The sequence below is a fragment of the Mesorhizobium sp. UC74_2 genome (assembly GCF_042701485.1).
GTDB lineage: Bacteria > Pseudomonadota > Alphaproteobacteria > Rhizobiales > Rhizobiaceae > Mesorhizobium.
In genome coordinates, this window is sequence record NZ_CP170562.1 from 241,503 (window position 1) to 259,494 (window position 17,992).

General features: G+C 62.0%; 16 protein-coding genes and 1 pseudogene. 12 read left to right on the plus strand and 5 right to left on the minus strand.

Features of this window, described 5'->3' with window-relative positions; genetic code table 11:
* The first annotated feature begins 219 nt into the window (after window positions 1-219).
* The 5 genes from ACFJIU_RS01245 (at window position 220) to ACFJIU_RS01265 (ending at window position 5,245) form a co-directional block, all read left to right on the plus strand.
* Window positions 220-1,326 carry an ABC transporter substrate-binding protein gene (locus tag ACFJIU_RS01245; RefSeq protein WP_129413425.1) on the plus strand — a complete coding sequence of 369 codons (1,107 nt, stop codon included), beginning with the start codon at window positions 220-222 and terminating at the stop codon, window positions 1,324-1,326.
* Window positions 1,327-1,460: 134 nt separating this feature from the next.
* Window positions 1,461-2,303: an ABC transporter permease gene (locus ACFJIU_RS01250; RefSeq protein ID WP_379072881.1), complete on the plus strand. Its 843-nt coding sequence runs from the start codon at window positions 1,461-1,463 to the stop codon at window positions 2,301-2,303.
* Window positions 2,300-3,091 carry an ABC transporter permease gene (locus ACFJIU_RS01255; RefSeq protein ID WP_379066811.1) on the plus strand — a complete coding sequence of 264 codons (792 nt, stop codon included), beginning with the start codon at window positions 2,300-2,302 and terminating at the stop codon, window positions 3,089-3,091. Before ACFJIU_RS01250 ends, ACFJIU_RS01255 begins: the two co-directional genes overlap by 4 nt.
* Window positions 3,092-3,111: 20 nt before the next feature.
* Entirely contained in the window at window positions 3,112-4,176 is a 1,065-nt protein-coding gene (locus ACFJIU_RS01260; RefSeq protein WP_379066813.1) for an ABC transporter ATP-binding protein, read from the plus strand.
* A 223-nt stretch (window positions 4,177-4,399) separates the two neighbouring features.
* Window positions 4,400-5,245 (plus strand): EamA family transporter, encoded by an 846-nt coding sequence (locus tag ACFJIU_RS01265; RefSeq protein WP_379066815.1) that lies wholly within the window; start codon window positions 4,400-4,402, stop codon window positions 5,243-5,245.
* A gap of 50 nt (window positions 5,246-5,295) precedes the next feature.
* Here ACFJIU_RS01265 and ACFJIU_RS01270 read toward each other — a convergent pair whose 3' ends face one another.
* From ACFJIU_RS01270 to ACFJIU_RS01290, 5 genes are all read right to left on the minus strand, one after another.
* The gene (locus ACFJIU_RS01270) at window positions 5,296-5,613 is read right to left on the minus strand and encodes a Dabb family protein (RefSeq protein WP_379066817.1); all 318 of its coding nucleotides are present in this window, start codon (window positions 5,611-5,613) and stop codon (window positions 5,296-5,298) included.
* A 7-nt stretch (window positions 5,614-5,620) separates the two neighbouring features.
* Window positions 5,621-6,736: an ABC transporter ATP-binding protein gene (locus ACFJIU_RS01275; RefSeq protein WP_129413431.1), complete on the minus strand. Its 1,116-nt coding sequence runs from the start codon at window positions 6,734-6,736 to the stop codon at window positions 5,621-5,623.
* Window positions 6,737-6,742: 6 nt separating this feature from the next.
* Window positions 6,743-7,624 (minus strand): carbohydrate ABC transporter permease, encoded by an 882-nt coding sequence (locus tag ACFJIU_RS01280; RefSeq protein WP_379066819.1) that lies wholly within the window; start codon window positions 7,622-7,624, stop codon window positions 6,743-6,745.
* Window positions 7,621-8,538, minus strand: coding sequence for a carbohydrate ABC transporter permease (locus tag ACFJIU_RS01285; protein ID WP_379066821.1), 918 nt, complete (start codon window positions 8,536-8,538; stop codon window positions 7,621-7,623). The genes ACFJIU_RS01280 and ACFJIU_RS01285 overlap by 4 nt, the downstream gene beginning before the upstream one ends.
* Before the next feature lie 67 nt (window positions 8,539-8,605).
* On the minus strand, window positions 8,606-9,865 hold the full coding sequence (locus ACFJIU_RS01290; protein ID WP_379066823.1) for an ABC transporter substrate-binding protein: 1,260 nt from the start codon (window positions 9,863-9,865) through the stop codon (window positions 8,606-8,608).
* Window positions 9,866-10,307: 442 nt separating this feature from the next.
* Between ACFJIU_RS01290 and ACFJIU_RS01295 the strand changes: the two genes are divergently transcribed.
* The 7 genes and pseudogenes from ACFJIU_RS01295 (at window position 10,308) to ACFJIU_RS01325 (ending at window position 17,990) form a co-directional block, all read left to right on the plus strand.
* Window positions 10,308-10,529: a hypothetical protein gene (locus ACFJIU_RS01295; RefSeq protein WP_379066825.1), complete on the plus strand. Its 222-nt coding sequence runs from the start codon at window positions 10,308-10,310 to the stop codon at window positions 10,527-10,529.
* 277 nt (window positions 10,530-10,806) lie between these two features.
* Window positions 10,807-11,703 carry a GlxA family transcriptional regulator gene (locus tag ACFJIU_RS01300; RefSeq protein WP_379066827.1) on the plus strand — a complete coding sequence of 299 codons (897 nt, stop codon included), beginning with the start codon at window positions 10,807-10,809 and terminating at the stop codon, window positions 11,701-11,703.
* A gap of 88 nt (window positions 11,704-11,791) precedes the next feature.
* A pseudogene (locus tag ACFJIU_RS01305) lies at window positions 11,792-13,094 on the plus strand (M24 family metallopeptidase).
* Window positions 13,094-13,774 carry an isochorismatase family protein gene (locus ACFJIU_RS01310; RefSeq protein ID WP_379066829.1) on the plus strand — a complete coding sequence of 227 codons (681 nt, stop codon included), beginning with the start codon at window positions 13,094-13,096 and terminating at the stop codon, window positions 13,772-13,774. Before ACFJIU_RS01305 ends, ACFJIU_RS01310 begins: the two are co-directional and overlap by 1 nt.
* A gap of 38 nt (window positions 13,775-13,812) precedes the next feature.
* Entirely contained in the window at window positions 13,813-14,763 is a 951-nt protein-coding gene (locus tag ACFJIU_RS01315) for an alpha/beta hydrolase (RefSeq protein WP_379066831.1), read from the plus strand.
* Window positions 14,764-14,957: 194 nt separating this feature from the next.
* The gene (locus ACFJIU_RS01320; protein WP_379072884.1) at window positions 14,958-16,595 is read left to right on the plus strand and encodes an ABC transporter substrate-binding protein; all 1,638 of its coding nucleotides are present in this window, start codon (window positions 14,958-14,960) and stop codon (window positions 16,593-16,595) included.
* Window positions 16,596-16,808: 213 nt separating this feature from the next.
* Window positions 16,809-17,990: a glycosyltransferase family 87 protein gene (locus ACFJIU_RS01325; RefSeq protein WP_379066833.1), complete on the plus strand. Its 1,182-nt coding sequence runs from the start codon at window positions 16,809-16,811 to the stop codon at window positions 17,988-17,990.
* Window positions 17,991-17,992 lie beyond the last annotated feature (2 nt).

Genomic DNA, 17,992 nt, shown 5'->3' on the forward strand with positions numbered 1-17,992 from the left:
GAAAAATAAAAAAAGCAAGGGGAACGAAAGAGCTGGGAGGAGGCGCCAAAAAGTTTAGCCGGAAAATGATTGGGCACCCGATTGCGGGTGTCCGGCAGTTGTAGTTAACTTTTTCCTGCCCTTCGGGGCGCGGGGGCGGTCCGCCTTCATCGGACTGTCATATATCGAGGATACCAGCCAGTTGCTGGCGTCCCACGGCGCAGTTCAACGGAGAGACAAATGTTCAGATTCACGGGAAAAGTGCTTTCCCTTACGGCAGTGGCCCTGATGGTCACGACGGCGATCTCGTCGGCCGAGCCTTCAGCTGAGCTCGTTGCCGCGGCCAAGGCCGAAGGTCAGCTCACCACGATCGCGCTGCCGCACGACTGGTGCGGTTACGGCGCCGTCATCGACGCCTTCAAGGCTAAATATCCGGAAATCAAGGTCAACGAACTCAACCCCGACGCTGGTTCGGGCGATGAGATCGAGGCGATCAAGGCCAACAAGGACAACAAGGGCCCGCAGGCGCCTGACGTCATCGACGTCGGCCTCTCCTTCGGCCCGTCCGCCAAGAAGGACGGCCTGATCCAGCCTTACAAGGTCTCGACCTGGGACTCGATCCCCGACAGCGCCAAGGATGCCGAAGGCTTCTGGTACGGCGACTACTACGGCGTGCTGTCCTTCATGGTGAACAAGGACCTGGTCAAGAACATCCCCGCCGACTGGGACGACCTGCTGAAGCCGGAATACGCCAACTCGGTTGCGCTGGCCGGTGATCCGCGCGCGTCCAACCAGGCGATCCAGGCTGTTCACGCCGCCGGTCTCGCCTCCGGCGCCGCCGCTGGCAAGGCCGCGGGCGAAGCTGGCCTCGAGTTCTTCAAGAAGCTCAACGCTGCCGGCAACTTCGTTCCGGTCATCGGTAAGCCGGCGACGCTGGCCCAGGGCCAGACGCCGATCCTGATCAACTGGGACTACAACAACCTGTCGGGCCGTGACACGCTGAACGGCAATCCGCCGACCGAGATCGTCATCCCGGCCAAGGGCGTTGTCGCCGGTGTCTACGTGCAGGCGATCAGCGCCTACGCGCCGCATCCGAACGCTGCCAAGCTCTGGATGGAGCACCTCTATTCCGACGAGGGCCAGATCGGCTGGCTGAAGGGCTATTGCCACCCGATCCGCTTCAACGATCTCGCCAAGAACGGCAAGATCCCGCAGGAGCTGCTCGACAAGCTGCCGCCGGCCGCTGCCTATGAAAAGGCCGTGTTCCCGACGCTGGACGAGCAGGGTGCCGCCAAGGAAGCGATCACCAAGAACTGGGATTCGGCGGTCGGCGCCAACGTCAAGTAATTTGCTGATGACAGTCCGGGCGGCTCCCTGCCGCCCGGATTCTTCTTGGGTAGGGACAGGCCGGCATGACTGATATCAGCCTTTCAGGACCGGCCGCCGCCGGGAAGACCCTACCGCCGGCGCAGGCGCGCACGATGCGGCTGCCGACGCAATGGCTGGGCGTGGCGCCGTTCATCATCTTCTCGCTGATGTTCCTGATCCTGCCGACGCTGTATCTGATTGTCGGCGCATTCCAGAACGTGGATGGCGCCTTTACGCTGGAAAACATTGTCGAGCTCTCGCAGCCGACGATTATTGCCGCCTACTGGATCTCGATCAAGGTTTCCGTCGCGTCGTCGCTTCTTGGCGCGTTCATCGGTCTGGCCATCGCCATCGCGATCGTGCGTGGCGGGCTGCCCAACTGGACCCGCTCCGCGACGCTCACCTTCTCCGGTGTCGCCTCGCAATTCGCCGGCGTGCCGCTGGCTTTCGCCTTTCTCGCGACGCTGGGCCGTTTGGGCCTCGTCACCGTGCTTCTGCGTTCGGTCGGTTTCGATCTCTACCAGCACGGCTTCAACGTGCTCTCCTTCTGGGGCTTGACGCTCACCTATCTCTATTTCCAGATTCCGCTGATGGTCGTGATCATCACGCCGGCCATAGACGGTATCCGGAGGGAATGGGGAGAGGCCGCCGCCACGCTTGGCGCCACCCAATGGCAATACTGGCGCATGGTCGTCATCCCGGTGATCTGGCCGAGTTTCCTCGGTACGGTCATCCTGCTCTTCGCCAATGCTTTCGGGGCCATCGCAACCGCCTATGCGCTGACCGGCTCATCGCTCAACATCGTGCCGATCGTGCTCTACGCGCAGATCCGCGGCGACGTGCTGCACAATGCCAATCTGGGCTATGCCATCGCCTTCGGCATGATCTTCATCACCGGACTCGCCAATGTCTTCTACATCTGGTTCCGGACCCGTTCGGAAAGGTGGCTGAAATGAAGTCGGGCAAGTTCTGGGCCTGGGTCACCTTTATCCTTGGCGCTGCCTATTTCTTTGTTCCGCTGATCGCGACGATGGAATTCTCCATGCGCATGAAGCGTGGAGAGTATTCGTTCGAAGCCTACAGGGTGGTGCTCGGCGATGCGCGCTTCCAGGAAAGCTTCACCTTCTCGGTGGTGGCCGCCGTCTTCACCATCATCCTTGGCGTTCTGCTGGTGGTGCCTACCGCTTATTGGATCAGGCTGCGCCTGCCGCAGCTCCGGCCGGTGGTCGAATTCGTGACGCTGCTGCCGCTGGTCATCCCGGCGATCGTCATCGTCTTCGGCTACATCCGCATGTACGGCTCGAATTCGCCGCTGCCGTTCCTGTCGAGCGATATGGGTACCAATGCGCTGCTGGTCATCGGCTACGCGACGCTGGCGCTGCCTTACATGTATCGCGCGGTCGACACCGGCTTGCGGACCATCGACGTGCGCACCCTGACCGAAGCCGCGCAAATCCTCGGCGCGGGCTGGACGACGATCATCAGCCGCGTCATCCTGCCCAACGTGCTGATCGCCGTGCTTTCTGGCGCCTTCCTGACCTTCGCCATCGTCATCGGCGAATTCACCATAGCCAGTTTGCTCAATCGCCCCGCCTTTGGTCCTTATCTGCAGAACATCGGCGCCAACCGTGCCTATGAGCCGGCGGCACTTGCCATCATCGCCTTCGCCATCACCTGGGGTTGCATGTCCGTGATCCAGGTACTCTCCCGTTTCGCGCCGAAATCGGCGAACCGCCCGAATTGAGCCCCGAGAAAGTCCAGCCCATGGCCGATCCATTCCTCTCGATCCAGCATGTGAAGAAAACCTTCGGTCCCACCACCGTGGTCGAGGATTTCAACCTCGATATCGAACGCGGCGAGTTCGTTTCCTTCCTCGGCCCGTCGGGCTGCGGCAAGACGACGGTGCTGCGCATGGTCGCCGGCTTCGAGGAACCGACCGCCGGATCGATCATCGTCGGCGGCAAGGATGTGACCCGGCTGAAGCCCAACCAGCGCAATGTCGGCATGGTGTTCCAGGCCTACGCACTGTTCCCGAATCTCACCGTGGCGCAGAATGTCGCCTTCGGCCTCAAGGTCGCCGGCGTCGCCAAGGCCGAGAGTGACCGCCGCGTCGCCGAGATGCTGGAACTGATCAAGCTGCCGCAACTGGGCGATCGTTACCCCTACCAGCTTTCCGGCGGCCAGCAGCAGCGCGTCGCCCTGGCCCGCGCGCTGGCGCCAAAGCCGAAGCTGCTCCTGCTCGATGAGCCGCTGTCGGCGCTGGACGCCAAGGTGCGCGTGTCGTTGCGTGATGAAATCCGTTCCATCCAGAAGGAGCTGGGCATCACCACCATCTTCGTGACGCACGACCAGGAAGAGGCGCTGTCGATCTCGGATCGCATCGCGGTGATGTATGGCGGCAGGGCCGAACAGGTCGGCGCACCATTCGAAATCTACAACCGCCCGGCCACAAAATTCGTCGCCAATTTCGTCGGCACCCTCAACGTGCTGGAAGGCGTGGTCAGCGATGCCGGTTCGGGCCGCGTACGCATCAATGCCGAAGAGATCGGCCTCAAGGGCAAGCTGAACGGCTCCAAGACCGGCGACACGCTTTCGCTGGCGCTGCGACCCGAAGCGATCGCGCTTGGACCGCGCCCGGGCCACGACGCCACATTGTCCGGCGAGATCGCCGACGTGCATTTCCTGGGGTCGGTGATCCGCGTCAGGGTCGGCATCGGCGCTTCAAAGATTTCGCTCGACACCTTCAACAACTCCTCGACCCCACCGCCGAATGTCGGCGACAAGGCGGAGATTTCCTTCTCCTCAGGCGACGTGCTGGTCCTGCATTAAGATCGTTTCGCCGCCCGCTGGGCTGCCGCGCATCTCCGGTTGAGGCGCGCGGTACCCGCTCATCTGGTCCAAAGTCTCGCCTGCCGGCTGTCCATTGCGGCGTGCCGCGCAAAGGCGTATTCCGGCACAAGAGATGAGCCGGATAACGAATTCTCGAGTTGATGATGTATCCGGCGAATGGCTGTGCGTCCGAGGGCGCGCCGCCTGAAGGGACCGGATACGCATGAGCCTTGCCGTCTTCCTCGCCGTGCTGGCTGCTGCCGCCATGCACGCAAGCTGGAATGCGATGGTCAAGGTACACCCCGACCGCTTCCTCTCGGTCACCGTGCTGACGCTGGGCATGGCTTCGATGGCGCTGCTGGCTCTGCCCTTTGTCGAATTCCCCAGGAGTGAAGTCTGGCCGTGGATCCTGGCTTCGACCATGTTCCACATGGGCTACAAGCTTTGCCTGATCGGTGCCTACAAGGCCGGCGATCTTGCCCAGACCTATCCGCTGGCACGTGGCACCGCGCCTTTGCTTGCTGCCATAGGTGGCATCTTCGTCGTTTCGGAAGTGCCTGGGCCGCTGTCGATCATCGGCATCCTGCTCCTGTGCGCCGGCACGCTGGTCATGTCTTTTCGCGGCGGCAGTGATCTTGAGAAGCTCAATCCGCACGCTGTGGGCTATGCGCTCGCCACCTCCGTTTTCATCGCCAGCTATACGTTGTCCGACGGCAGCGGCGCGCGCCTTGCCGCCAGCGCTTCGAGTTACGCCGTCTACCTGTTCCTGGCCGACGGCATCTGGTCGTTGATCCTGTGCCTTCTGGTGCGTGGGCCGCAGTCATTGCCCGCGATGGCACGCGACTGGAAGGTCGGTGTCGTAACAGGCGGCCTGAGTGGTGCAGCCTACTGGATCGTCATGTGGGCAATGACCAAGGCGCCGATCGCATCCGTGGCCTCGCTGCGCGAGAGTTCGATCCTGTTTGCGATGCTGATCTCGGTCGTCGCGCTCGGCGAAAAGATGACGGTGTGGCGCTCGGCGGCCGCACTCGGCATTGTCGCCGGCGTCGTCGCCTTGAGACTGGGCTGAGCGCAAAAGCCGCGGATCTGAGAAGGGAATGCAGATCGCATTCCGCCGCATCAGTCCTCGCTGATCTGCAGATCGAAGACCATCAGGCCGTCCGTGCCGCCATCAAGCGCGGCGACAAGGCGTCCGCCGGCTAGTCTGTGCGCTTCGTGAACCAGATAGGCATCACGGGCGACGGCATCAGTGAAGTCGATGGTGAAGCCATGCGTGAAACCGCGAGCGAAGGGTTCGGGGCTGATGTTGCGGTTGAAATGCACAGCGCCCATGCCGTCGATCACAGTGCGAAGTGCGGAGAGGTCTGCATGAATTGCCGATCTCTCCGCCGCGGGAACATCATCGCGGAACTTCACGAAAACACAGTGGCGGATCATGGCGTTCCTACGCGATCCTTTCCTGCGTCGCCGGATCGAAAAACACCGCCTTGGTCAGGTTGAAGGTAAGCGGGGCGGTGGCGCCGGGCTTGATGCGTGCATCGGCGCGCAGGCGAGCCACCACGCCCTTGCCGCCGAGATTGGTGACCGCGAAGGTGTCGGAGCCGGCAGGTTCGACGACTTCTATGTGGCAATCGGTCGTCACCAGATGTTTCGCGTTGCGGTCGGCGCCATCGGGATCGGTCAGGGCTTCGGGGCGGATACCGAACACCACTTCCTTGCCACGATAGGCCGACAGGGCGTTTGACGCGCCATTGAGCGCGAGCGAGACGGGGGCGGCTCCGGCACGGGCGAGCTCGACGGTGGCTTCGCTGCCGCTCTGGCCGATGGTTGCAGGCACGAGGTTCATGGCCGGCGAGCCCATGAAATCGGCGACGAACATGTTGACCGGATTGTTGTAGATTTCCGCCGGCGTGCCGAACTGCTGCAGGATGCCGTCCTTCAACACCGCGATCTTCGTCGCCAGCGTCATCGCCTCGATCTGATCGTGGGTGACGTAGACGATGGTCGTCTTCATGCGCTGGTGCAGGCGCTTGATCTCCGTGCGCATGTCGATGCGCAGCTTGGCGTCGAGATTGGACAGCGGCTCGTCGAACAGGAAGACCTGTGGCTTGCGCACCAGGGCACGGCCCATGGCGACGCGCTGGCGCTGGCCGCCGGAAAGCTGGCTGGGTTTGCGGTCGAGCAGGTGGCTGATCTGCAGGAGCTGCGCCACTTCGGCGATCGCCTTGTCGCGCTCGGGCTTGGCGACACCGCGGATCTCCATGCCGAAGCCGATGTTTTCGCCGACGGTCATGTTGGGATAAAGCGCATAGGACTGGAACACCATGGCGATGTCGCGCTTCGAGGGGTGCAGTTCGTTGACACGTTTGCCGGCGATGCGGATCTCGCCGCTGGTGATCTGTTCCAGCCCGGCGATGGTGTTGAGCAATGTCGACTTGCCGCAGCCGGAGGGGCCGACCAGCACAAGGAAGCCGCCTTCCTCGATGCCGAGCGTGACGCCCTTCAGGATCCTGGTCGTGCCGAAGGATTTTTCGAGATTGTCGATCTCAAGAAAGGACATGGTGCCTTAGCCTTTCACGGCGCCGGCCATCAGGCCGCGCACGAAATAACGTCCGGAGACGATGTAGACGATAAGGGTGGGAAGGGCCGCCAGGATCGCGCCGGCGAAGTGGACATTGTATTCCTTCACGCCGGTCGAGGAGTTGACCAGATTGTTCAGCGCCACCGTGATGGGAATGGAATCGACGCTGGAGAAGGACGATCCGAACAGGAAGTCGTTCCAGATATTGGTGAACTGCCAGATCACGGTCACCACGATGATCGGGCCCGACGAGGGCAGGAGGATTCGCCGGAAGATCTGGAAGAAGGAGGCGCCGTCGATCTGCGCTGCTTTGACCAGCTCGGTCGGGAAGGCTTCATAATAGTTGCGGAAGAACAGCGTCGTGAAGCCGAGGCCATAGATGGCGTGGATCAGGACCAGGCCTGGCACCGTGCCGGCCAATCCAAGCAGGCCGAGGATGCGTGCCGAAGGGATCAGCACGATCTGGAAGGGGATGAAACAGGCGAGCAGCATCATGCCGAAGACGATGTTGTCGCCCTTGAAGCGCCACTTGGTCAGCACATATCCGTTCAGCGCCCCGAGTATCGTCGAGATCGCCACCGCTGGCACCACCATCAGCACCGAATTCAGGAAATAGGGCTTCAGGCCGGTCGGCGAGACACCGATCTGCGCTGTCGACCAGGCCGACAGCCAGGGTGCGACAGTCCATTGCTGCGGCAGGGCCAGCATGTTGCCCTGACGGATTTCGTCGAGGGGCTTCAGCGAGTTCACCACCATCACGTAGAGCGGCAGCAGGTAGTAGACCGCGAACAGGATCAGCAGCGCATAGATCAGCGCACGGACGACAACGCCGTTGCGCGTGGCGACGTCTTGCGAGGGGGCGCTCATTTCTTCTTCCCCCCGAGTTCGGAGTAGAGATAGGGAACGATGATGGCGAAGATCATCATCATCATGATGATCGCGGACGCAGCACCCATGCCCATCTCGTTGCGGCCGAAGGTGAATTTCTGCATGAACAGCGCCGGCGTCCAGGTCGCGGTTCCCGGGCCGCCATCGGTCATGGCCACCACCAGGTCATAGGATTTGATGGCAAGGTGGGCGAGCACGACGAAGGCGGACAGGAAGACCGGGCGCATCAGCGGGATGATGATGCGGCGGTAGATGACAAAGGTGGAGGCGCCATCGATCTGGGCGGCCTTGATGATCTCGTTGTCGACGCCGCGCAGTCCGGCGAGGAACATCGCCATGACAAAACCCGACGACTGCCAGACCGCGGCGATGACGATGGTGTAGATCGCCATCTTGCCGTCCTTGATCCAGCGGAACGAGAAGCTTTCCCAGCCGATCGACTGCATGACATGCTCGAGACCGATGCCGGGGTCGAGGAACCATTTCCATGCGACGCCGGTGACGATGAACGACAGCGCCATCGGGTAGAGGTAGATCGGACGCAGCACGCCTTCGCCGCGGATCTTCTGGTCAAGGAAGATGGCCAGTGCGAGCCCTATCACCGAACAGATGACGATGTAGAGGATCGAGAAGATCGCGAGGTTCTTCAGCGCGACCATCCAGTTCGGATGATTGAACAGGCGCACATAGTTGCCGAAACCGACCCAGGTCGAGAAATCCGGCAGCAGCTTCGAGCCCGAGAAGGACAGCACGGCCGTAAACGCGATGAAGCCGTAGACGAAGATCAGGATCACCGCGAAGCTCGGGGCCAGCACGATCTTCGGCAACAGGTCCTGCAGGGTGGCGCGCGGATTTGCTAGGGCATTTCGCCCGGTCATGGTGGCGTCGGCCATGGGTCGCCTCGGTTCGAAAAAGAATGGGTGCCCCGGCCGAAGCCGGGGCACGGAAGTTCAGACCTTGTCAGCCCTTGGCGGCGGCAACGGCTTCGGCCAGTGCGGCGGCGGCAGCCTTGGAGTCCAGCTCGCCGTTGAAGTGACGGGTGATCACGTCATACATGGCGTTCTTGACCGCTGCCGGTACGGCATAGCCATGGGCCATCGAGCCGAACAACTTGCCGGACGAATTGGCTTCGGCGAGATCCTTGATGCCCTTCTTGCCGCAGTCGTCGAAAGCGGTGTCCGGCACGTCGGTGCGTGCCGGCACCGAACCCTTCACCACGTTGAACGACGACTGGAAGTCGGGGCTCTCGATATCGGAGGCCATGGTGAGCTGTGCCGCCTTCTTGTCGTCGCCGACCTTGAACATCATGAACATGTCGGAGTTGAAGGTGACGGACCCTTGAGTGCCTGGGAAGCGGATGCAGACGAAGTCCGAGCCCGGCTTCTGGCCGGCCTTGAGGAATTCGCCCTTGGCCCAGTCGCCCATCATCTGCATGCCGGCCTTGCCTTCGATGACCATGGCCGAGGCCAGGTTCCAGTCGCGGCCGGAGAAGTCCTTGTCGACATAGCTCTTGAGCTTGGCCATGCGGTCGAAGGCTTCGACCATCTTCTCGCCACCGAGGGCGGCGGGATCGTTGTCGATCATCGAGGCCTTGTAGAAGTCGGTGCCAAGCGAAAGCACGACGGCGTCGAAGATGGTGGCGTCCTGCCAGGCCTGGCCGCCATGGGCTAGCGGCGTGATGCCGTTTGCCTTCATCTTGTCGAGCACGGCGATCAGCTCGTCCCAGTTCTCGGGAACCTTGCCGCCAGCGGCATCGAGTGCCTTCTTGGAGATCCAGACCCAGTTGGTCGAGTGCACGTTCACCGGTGCCGCGATCCACTTGCCGTCATGCTTGGCGAAATTCTGCAGCGCGGTCGGGACCACCTTGTCCCAGCCTTCCTTGTCGGCCACTTCGCCGAGATCGCCGACGACGCCCTGCTTGGCCCAGTCGGTGATGTCGAAGCCGAGAGCCTGCACTGCGGTCGGCGGATCACCGGCGGTGACGCGGGCGCGCAGTGCAGTCATCGCCGCTTCACCGCCGCCACCGGCCACCGGCATGTCCTTCCAGGTCACGCCCTGGCTTTCGAGCTTTTTCTTCAGAACGTCGAGCGCGGCCGCCTCGCCACCAGAGGTCCACCAATGCAGCACTTCGACCGAGCCACCAGCGGCATAGGTCGATGCAGCATAGCCGGCGGTGAGTGCCGAGCCGAGCATCGTTCCGATAAGCAGTTTGCGCAACATGAACTTCCTCCCTTGTTGCAGTCACATGACCGGCTGTCGCCGGCTACCTCCCAACTCGGTTCGAGCACCAGGGATGCGCGGACCGTGATGAAACCTGAATGTCTTTCCCGGTGTAATTCCTCGGCCCGCGACTGGGCCGGCCGGCCATCCCGATGCGCCCTCCCTGATCGCGTTAGGATGTCTGGAACTTCGTGAATCCAATCGATCGCGAGCATCGGTCGGAATTATTCATGGAGTATGATCAATTCCGAAATGCCTGGCAAGAGCAGCGTTTGATCATTCTCGCCGGAGACAGGCTTAGCCAGCTTCGAAAAGCCACGCGGTGCGTCGAACACAGTTTCGTTACCGGATATCCGCTGCTGAAAGGCGCCTTTATCCCGCCCAAATCCGGGCGGAGCAAAAGGGCGAGGGGAATTCTGTCAGAAGATCCATGGAGGATGAAATGCTTCGTAAGGTTGTTCTAGCAACCGCGGCGATAGCCGTGTTCGGCATGCCCGCTTTCGCCGCAACCGAGTACTGGGTGGCGAAATCCGCCGCCACCAAGAAGTGTGAGATCGTCGACAAGAAACCGGACGGCACCAAGCTGATGGATGTTGGCACGAAGGCCTACGCAACCAAGGGCAATGCCGAGAAGGCGCTGAAGGAACTTAAGGAATGCAAATAAGCTGAACCTTCGGGTTCAAGCTACCCTTGCCCGTCTCGGTCTTCCGGACGGGTTCTTTTTTCCCGCTTTGTTCCCGAGGAGTCGCAATCCAGTTCCCGCAGAGCGCAAAGCCGGCTTCGCGGGCGGGTCCCCCGGGACTATCGTGAGTGTTCTCATATCCACCATCGGCTGCAGGAGCGAGCGCGTCGTGGCATCCAAATCGCCATCTGAAAGCCCTTCGGTTGGCGCAGGCGGCGGGCCCATAACTTTTGCCGCGCTGATCTTTCCACAGTTTCCAATGATGGCGTTCAGTTCGATCATCGAACCGCTGCGCGCAGCCAATACGCTGGCAAAAAAGGAATGCTACCGCTGGATCATCGTCGGGGCCGACAGCGGGGTGGTCGAAGCATCAAATGGTGTCGTTATCCAGCCGGGCTTCGCGGCAGCGGCCAATCCGAAAGCGGACCGCATCGTCGTCTGTTCCGGCGGCAATGCCGATCATCTGGTCGCGACAGACGCCGTCAGCTGGATTCGCAAGAGCCTGCGCGGCGGCGCGCATCTCGGCGCGGTGGCCGATGCGGCCTTCTTCCTTGCACGGGCCGGCCTGCTCGACGGGCACGCCTGCACCCTGCATTGGACAAGCCAGGCAGCCTTCACCGAGGCATTTCCCGAGATCGACCTTCGCCGCGATCTCTACGTCATCGATCGTCGGCGTTTCACGTCTGCGGGCGGGGTCGGCAGCCTGGACATGATGTTGGAAATCGTTGCCGGCGACTATGGCGCCGAACTCGCCGCTGGTGTCGCCGAATGGTTCGTACACAGTCCGCTGCGCTCAAGCGTCGATCGCAAGCTGATGCCGTTGCGGCTGCGTACCGGCGTGCGCAATGAATTGGTGCTGTCGGCCATCGCCATCATGGAAGACGCGGTCGAGGAACGGCTCGCCATGGGGGACCTGGCAGAGCGCCTTGGCGTTTCGCCGGACCGGTTGGAACGCAGTTTCCGCGCTGAACTTTCCACGTCGCCGAACAGTTATTATCGCCGGCTGCGATTGAAGCGCGCCGCCGATCTGCTGGCGCATTCGACACTCGCAGTGCGGGAGGTTTCGCTGGCCTGCGGCTTTGCCTCGATGTCGAGCTTTGCCCGTGCCTTTCGCGAACAGTACGGCCATACGCCAAAGGCGGCGCGACGAAACTAGCGACGCGGATCACCGCACGATCCTTGCGGCTTTCAGCACAATTCCGATCGGCCATTTGCCCCATTGTCCAAAGCCCCAGGAGGCAGGCATGAGCATTGTGGTTTTCGACCCCGACAGCACCGACGACGTCGACTTCAAGGATCGCATGCGTCACCCGGCGACAGCAGATCCCGCCGGTGGCATGTGGCTTTCCGACACGGAGCCTTCTTTCATCGACGCGGCGGCGCTGAGGAAGGAACGGCTCGAGCGGCTGCGCGGCTGGATGCGTGAGGCAGGTTATGGCGCCGTGGTGCTGTTCGATCCCTACAACCAGCGCTACGCCACCGGCTCGCGCAACATGTTCGGCTATTTCCTGCGCAATTCGACACGCTACTTCTTCATCCCGACCGAAGGGCCGATCGTGCTGTTCGAATATCCGCAGAGCTACCATGTCTCCATGGTGCTCGACACGGTGGACGAGGCCAGGCCTTCGAAACTGGTGTGGTCCTCGGTTTCCGGCCGTGACGACGAGACGGCCGGGCCTTTCGCCGACGAGATCGCCGATCTGCTGAAGACGCATGGCGGCGGCTCGATGAAGCTTGGGCTGGACCGCTGCAGCCACCTGCAGGCATTGGCGCTGCAGAAGCGTGGCTGCGAGGTGAAGGACTGCCAGGGTGAGATCCTGGCCGTGCGGGCGATCAAGACACCGCAGGAGGTGAAATGCCTCGTCGCCTCGATGGCCGGCGCAGAGGCCGCGGTTGCCGCCGTGCGCGAAGCGATCAAACCCGGCGTCGCCGAAAACGAGCTCTTCGCCATCATGTATCACGAAGTCATCCGGCAGGGCGGCGAGTTCATCGAGACACGGCTCCTGACCTCTGGCCAGCGCACCAATCCCGTTCAACGAGGCGAGCGGCCGCAAGGTACGGCCTGGAGAGCTGGTGGCGCTCGATACCGATACGATCGGCTGCTATGGCTATTATTCGGATTTCTCCCGCACCTTCCGTTGTGGACCGGGCAGGCCGAGCGACTACCAGAAGATGCTTTACCGCATGGCCCATGACCAGGTGCAGCACAACATTTCGATCGTGAAGCCGGGGATGGCGTTTCGTGAGATCGCCGAGAAAGCCTGGAAGATCCCGGACCGTTTCGTCGACCAGCGCTACACCTCCGTCATGCACGGGGTCGGCATGCACGGCGAAACGCCTTTCATCGCGCACTCCATGGATTATGAAACCTATGGACGCGACGGCATCATGCAGCCCGGCATGGTGGTTTCCGTCGAAAGCTACATCGGCGAGAAAGGCGGACGCGAGGGCGTCAAGCTGGAGGACGAAATGCTGATCACCGAAACGGGGACGGAATTGCTGTCGCGCTTTCCCTACGAGGATGAGTTCCTCGAAGGCCATGCCTGATGAAGGCGCCTGTTTCGATCCGGCGCGGCACCGCTGCCGCCGTTTTCATCGACCTGCAGGAAGAGCACCGCAAGGACAGCCGTTATCTGGTCGAAGGCTTTTCCGGCCTGCTTGCCAATGTGCAGCGGCTGCAGGCCGCGGCGCGGGTGAACGGCGTGCCGCTCTATCATTGGGCCTACATCGTCGATCTCGACACGCAGGAGCGGCCGTTTCACCCTCTCGATGGAAATGGCAAATCGGCCTTCTCCAGCAAGGACGATCCGCTGACGGCAATCTGCGCTGAAGTGGCACCGGCAGCCGGCGAAACGCTGCTGATCAAGGCGCATGCGAGCGCCTTCCACACAGCGGAAGCGATCGAGCTTCTCAAGGCTGACGGCATCGAGTGGCTGATCGTTGCCGGGGTCTGGACCGAGGCCTGCATCGACGCGACGGTGCGCGACGCGGTGACCGCCGGCTTTCGCGTGCTGCTGGTCAAGGATGCCTGTGGCAGCGGCAGTGCCGCCATGCATCAGACGGCGATCCTCAATCTTGCCAACCGTCTCTACGGCGGCGCCGTGGCCGATACGGGCACGGCATGCCGGCTGATGGCGGGCGAGGTGGTTACCGCCTGGCAGGTGGAAGGCTCCGTGCCGATGCGCTTCACCTATGAAAACGCGGCGGAACTCTATCAGTCGCTTTGAATGCCGGGATCACCGGAACGCCCGGCCGGAGTTGAGGGATGATCGATCGCGGAAGATACGCGGCACTGCTCGATCCGGAGTACTGGACCTACATCGACGCGGTGACCGCAAGGCATCTCCCGGCCGTCGTCGACATGCCTGTCGACCAGGAGCGTGCATTTTATGACGAGATGGCGGCCGCCTTTCATGCCGGCCGCCCTGCCGGTGTCGAAACCGAGGATGGCGCGATCCCGTTGGCGGATCGCACCATCCCATTTCGCCGTTACCGGCTGGATGGCCGCCCGCCGCGGGCGGCCATCCTCTATTTTCACGGCGGCGGTTTTGTCTTCGGCGGATTGGACAGCCACGACGACATCTGCGCCGACGTCTGTGACGAAACCGGCTTTGCCGTGATCTCCATAGATTACCGTCTGGCTCCCGAACATTTGCATCCTGCCGCCTTTGAAGATGCTGTCGCCGCTTTCGACTGGCTTGTGGCCGGAACCGAACTTCCGATCGTGTTGTGCGGAGAGAGTGCCGGCGGCAATCTGGCCGCCGCCGTGGCCCATGCCACGCGTGAGCGGCCAAGACCGGCAGTCGGTCAGGTCCTGATCTATCCGAGCCTTGGCGGCGATCCTTCGGCGGGATCCTATGTCGAGCATGCCGAAGCGCCGTTGCTGTCAACGGCCGATCTCGCTTTCTACAAGCAGGTACGCACCGGCCAGGCGGCTGGACCGGGCGACGCGACACTGGAACCGCTGTTGGACGCCGACTTTGCCGGATTGCCACCGACGGTGATCGTGACAGCCCAATGTGATCCGTTGTCGTCGGACGGCGAAACCTATCGCGACCGCATCCTCGCCGCCGGGGGAAGAGCGGCATGGCTCAACGAAAGACGGCTGACGCATAGCTTCCTGCGGGCTCGCAAGCGCGCACCGCGAGCGGGCGAGGCAATGACAGATATCGTCGCGGCGATCACGGCGCTGGGTGAGGGCCGCTGGCCGTATTGATCGGCTGCGTTGCCTGGCGTCTGTCGTTTTGCACGGGCGTCGCGCTTTCCAGCCAACAGGCGCGGAACAGCGCACAAGATTTACGGGAAACGGAACATTTCCGGTTCCGCTCCGGACTTATCCTTCGCTCTACCGAGAACGCCCGGCAATTGCCAAGCCGTGAACAAGCCGGGGTCAGGCAGGGGAGAGCCATGATCAAGCTGATGTTGACCGACCGGCCGCTGCACCCGCGCGCCGAACCGATGGCGCATGACTTCAGGAAAGGCGGGATGAACAGGCGAGAATATCTCGCCGCGATGGCCGCGCTCGGAGTGAGTGCAGCCGGCGCTTTTGCGCTTGGCGGGATCGCGCCGACACCTGCCCGCGCCGAGGAGCCGAAGAAGGGCGGCGTGCTCAAAGTCGCCATGAACGTCAAGGGTTTCAAGGATCCGCGTACTTTCGACGGCGTCGAGATGTCGAATGTCGCACGGCACTGCAACGAATATCTGGTGCGCTGGAACCGCGACTTCAGCTTTGAGCCCTGGCTGCTGGAAGCCTGGGAGATGAGTGACGATGCCAGGACGCTGACGCTGAAGGTGCGCAAGGGCATCACCTGGTCGAATGGCGACGCCTTCAATGCCGACGATGTCGTCCACAACCTGACCCGTTGGTGCGAGGCCGATGTCGCCGGCAATTCGCTGGCCGCGCGGATGGGGGCGTTGGTCGATGGCAATTCCAAGAAGGCTGTGGCGGGCGGCATCGAGCGCGTGGACGACCACACCATCCGTGTCAACATGCCGAAACCGGACATCTCGCTGATTGCCGGCATGGCCGACTACCCGGCGCTGATCATGCACCGCTCCTATCAGGGCGACGGCGATCCGAAAAAGGCGCTGGCCATCACCACTGGCCCATTCGAACTGGTGAACTGGGATGCCGAAACCGGCGCCGAGGTCAAGCGCAAGGAGAAATGGTGGAAGGGCGAAGTCCATCTCGATGGGATCAAGTGGATCGACTATGGCTCCGATCCGAGCCCGATGCTGTCGGCCTTTGAATCCGGCGAGATCGACACCAACCATGAGACGTCGGCCGATATCCTGTCGCAGACCGAGGCGATCGGGCTCGGTCAATCCGAGATCGCGACCGGCTCGACGATCGTGGCGCGTTTCAACGTCAACAATGCTCCTTATGAGGACGTCAGGGTAAGGCGCGCGGCACAGCTCGCAGTGGACAACAGCGCGGTGCTCAAGATCGCGCTCGATGATCGCGGCAAGCCAGCCGACAACCATCATGTCGGGCCGATGCATCCCGAATATGCCGATGTCGGTCCCGCGATGCGCAAGGTTGATGAGGCCAAGGCTCTGCTCAAGGAAGCCGGCAAGGCCGATCACGAGTTCGACCTGATCTCCGTCGATGTGGAATGGCAGAAGTCGTCAGGCGACGCGATCGCGGCGCAGATGCGCGAGGCTGGGTTGAAGGTGAAGCGAACGGTACTGCCAGCCGCCACCTTCTGGAACGACTGGAGCAAGTATCCCTTTTCCTGCACGGAATGGCTGGGGCGGCCGCTGGGAGTGCAGGTGCTTGCGCTCGCCTACCGCTCCGGCGCCGCCTGGAATGAAAGCGCTTACTCCAGCAAGGAATTCGACGAACTGCTCGACAGGGCGCTGGCGATGCCAGAGGCCAGGCAGCGACAGGAGGTCATGGGCAAGATCGAGCGGAATCTGCGTGATGCCGGCATCATCATTCAGCCATATTGGCGCTCGGTCTTCCGCAGCTTCCGCAGCGGCGTGCACAATTGTGAGCAACACCAGGCGCTTGAGCAGCATTTCGAGAAGGTGTGGCTGGAAGGGTAAGGCGCCGCAGAGCGCCTGCGTGACCTGTCACAAAACCCCACAAAACATGGTGTAGGAGCGCTTCGCGGAAGCGTTCCTGCAGATGGGTATGATGCTGAAAGGCGATTTCCCAATCTGCACCAACAAGGGAACGCCGGACGCCCCAAAGCCGCCAATGTCGCGGTGCATTGGGTGTTGCGCATATTTTGTGCGCTTGGGGTTTTGGGGGTTATCGTGCATTCGTTGAAAGCGCTCTATGAGCGCAGCGGGTTCGTGCTGTGGTTTCTGACCGTCGTAACCGCGGTCTGCCTGGCGGCCCTTAAACCGCTGTCACATTCGGTGCTGCCAGCCTATGAATTCGGCACCGCGATGTTCCACGCGGGACGTCCGCTCTACGACCTCAACAGCGCGATGGGCTATCTGTATACGCCCGCCTTCGCCGCGCTCTACAGCCCGTTCGCCTGGCTCGGGTCCGAACTGGGCGGAATCCTGTGGCGGCTTCTCGGCGTAGGTCTGCTCACCTTTGCGATCGTCAAGCAGGCTCGCGTCTTCGACAAGGTCAAGGCGGAGCACATTGCATCACTGGCTTTTTTCCTGGCCATCCCGCTGTCGCTCGGTGCCATCCGCAACGGTCAGGCAACGGTGCTGCTGACGGCGGCCTGCTGGCTGTTGACCTTGTCCGCCCTGGACAATCGTCGCGCCGAAACGATGCTGTGGGCGTCTGTCGCCTTGATTGCCAAGCCGACAGCGATCGTCATGATCCTGCTGGTTGGAGCCATGAGACTGCGGCTGCTCCCTTTCCTGCTCCTCGCGATCGGTCTGGTTTTCGCCATCCCCTATGCGTTTGCGCCGGCAGACTATGTGAATGCCCAGCATGCCGAATTCTTCCGGCTGCTCACATCAATGGGGGCAAATCGGTCTGGAACCTTCGAAGCGGCTGATTTTACGGGGCTTTTCGCTGCTCTGGATATTTCCGTTCCAGCCGGCGTGACCATCGTCCTGCGTTTGGCCGTGGCTGCCGCCGTGCTGCTTGCCTCGCTCTGGCTGGACAGGAAAAACGATCGCCAGTTGAGCGCCTTCGCCATTTTTCTGCTGGCGGCGTATTACATGACGGTTTTCAACCCAAGGGTCGAATCCAACACCTATGTCATGCTCGTCGCGCCGGCCGCGCTTGCCATTTCCCTGATGAGAACCCGGGATGAGGGCTGGAACCTGCCACTGGTCCTGGGAGCCGTGGTCTTCATGTGCGGATGGACCGGGATCGACCGCAGCCTTCACCTCGCCCTGAATCCCTGGTTCAAACCGCTGGCTATGACGCTGGTTCTTGTCCCGGTTCTGCATTGGCTTTACCGGCAGGTCACAGCCGGTGCAGACCAGCGGCTGTCGGCGACGATATCGCGAGCCAGGACGGGTTAGCA